Below are 1,891 nucleotides of genomic sequence, written 5' to 3'. Positions count from 1 at the left end.
AGATGTGTATAAGAGACAGCTCGCCGTCTTCCTCTCGCCCGATGGCGCGGACCAGCGCGAAGCCGCCATTGTGCGCCGGCTCGACCGGCTCACCCGCGCGGTGAGGCGGCTGGAGCGCGACGTGAATGTCGGCAACGAGGCGCTCGCGCTCTTCGTGAAATTCTGGCTGACCACAGGCTCGAAGACGAGCTCCCCGATTCAGTTATTACCTCCGCACGTCGCAAACGAGTTTCTGCACGCCATTGGCATAGGTCTGAGTTTCCAAAACGGACAGCATTTGCTTGTCCTTGTCGCCATCGCTGAACAACCGTTTACCAGCGCCAAGGAGAACTGGGAAAATCAGTAGGTGATACCTATCAATTAAACCAGCATCCGCAAGATTCCGGTTCAGCGTTGCACTTCCATGAATGATGACTGGACCATCATGCGAGTCCTTAAGCGCCGCGACTTCCTCAAGCGAGCGCAGTATATTGATGTTGCCCCAATTGGACACCAGGCTGCTTGGATCCAAAGTAGACGATACGACATATTTAGGCAGACCGTTGTAATGCGCAAATTCATCGGTCATTGTGGGCCAAACAGCGCTGAACGCCTCGTAACTCAGCCTACCCATCATCATAGCGGTAGCTTCCGTTTGCTCCCGTGCTTTTAGCTCGTATGCATCAGCCACAAATTCAATGTCTTTGAAGGTCCAGCCGCTATTGCGGTAACCCTGTTCCCCGCCTGGCGCCTCCATGACGCCGTCGAGGGAAATGAATGCTGAGCTGATCAATTGACCCATGACTCTGTGTTCCTTCTTCTCTTGTTGGTTTAAGTGACGAGCAAAGCGCTTCAAAGACCATCCACAGGATGTTGCGATCGGAAACCGACACAAAGACGACTCCAGACATTGATTGTCCCAATGGCAACACTGATCCGGGTAATTTCTGCCTCAGTGAAATGGGATCGGAGCGGCTCGAAATCTGCGTCGGGGGCATGTGTCTGGGAGATGTCCGTTAGGGCCTCGGTGTAGCCAAGGATCGCCCGCTCACGCGCGTCAAAGACCGGGGAATCCCGCCAAACGCAGATGAGGTTGATCCATTGCTCGCTAAGTCCGTCGCGACGAGCCTCCTTGGTGTGCATATCAACGCAATAGGCACAGCCATTACGCTGCATGTCCAAGATGATCGCCCGCGACCCCGCCTCAGCTTCATCCGGCGTCGCCGCCCAACTCGTGGCTGACATCGTCAGCAGGGATGCGGCTGCGTGGCCGAGTATCTTCCCCATCATGCTCGTAAGTGTCCTTCAATCTGCTCAGAACGCTCTTAGCGCCGCCTTGGTTTATTGTTTTCGGTTTGCGCGCATCCGGTCATATGCGTTTGCCACGCGACGCAGGATCAAGCTGGCTTCGATATCTGCTTCAAGGTCTTCGCCAAGCTGACGTTCGACAACCAGATTCGAAAGGCCATGAACCATGGACCATGCGCCAAGCGCCGCATCTCTACACACGGAACCATTTTCGCCTGTCGCGTTGAGAAGGACCGCAAACGCCTCAGAAGCTGCCTGGGCAAGTTCCGGGAAAGCCTGTCTGTCAATGCCTCCGTTGAACATGAGACGAAACAAACCAGCGTTCGCCCTCGCAAAGCTCACATAAGCTGAGCCCAGCGCGACCAGCCGGTCGTCAGTCTCGATCGCACCTGCGGCCATAAGATCTGCCCTGAGTTGCGCAAAACCTGACGCAGCCAAGGCGGCGAGCAAGGCTTCCTTGTTCGCAAAGTAACGATAAGGCGCGTTATGCGATACGCCGGCGGCGCGGGCGACTTCACGCAGACTGAGCGCATGCAGGCCATCGCGCTTGATGAAAGCAAGCGCAGCTTTTAGAAGCTCTGTGCGCAGATCCCGCGGATGGCTG

At 56.0% G+C, this 1,891-nt stretch carries 3 protein-coding genes; all 3 read right to left on the bottom strand.

Annotated features, from left to right (window positions below; genetic code table 11):
• Nucleotides 1–205 precede the first annotated feature (205 nt).
• On the bottom strand, nucleotides 206–736 hold the full coding sequence (locus ACN4EK_RS32500; RefSeq protein ID WP_431662584.1) for a dihydrofolate reductase family protein: 531 nt from the start codon (nucleotides 734–736) through the stop codon (nucleotides 206–208).
• 95 nt (nucleotides 737–831) lie between these two features.
• Entirely contained in the window at nucleotides 832–1,269 is a 438-nt protein-coding gene (locus ACN4EK_RS32495) for a carboxymuconolactone decarboxylase family protein (RefSeq protein ID WP_431662583.1), read from the bottom strand.
• 51 nt (nucleotides 1,270–1,320) lie between these two features.
• Nucleotides 1,321–1,891, bottom strand: a 571-nt coding sequence (locus tag ACN4EK_RS32490; protein WP_431662582.1) for a TetR/AcrR family transcriptional regulator, incomplete at its 5' end; no start/stop codon positions are given.

It is taken from the genome of Pantanalinema rosaneae CENA516, from assembly GCF_050753385.1.
Taxonomy (GTDB): Bacteria; Cyanobacteriota; Cyanobacteriia; order Leptolyngbyales; family Leptolyngbyaceae; genus Pantanalinema; species Pantanalinema rosaneae.
Note: the sequence above shows the minus strand (reverse complement) of the source record. Positions and strands in the feature narration are given on the sequence as shown.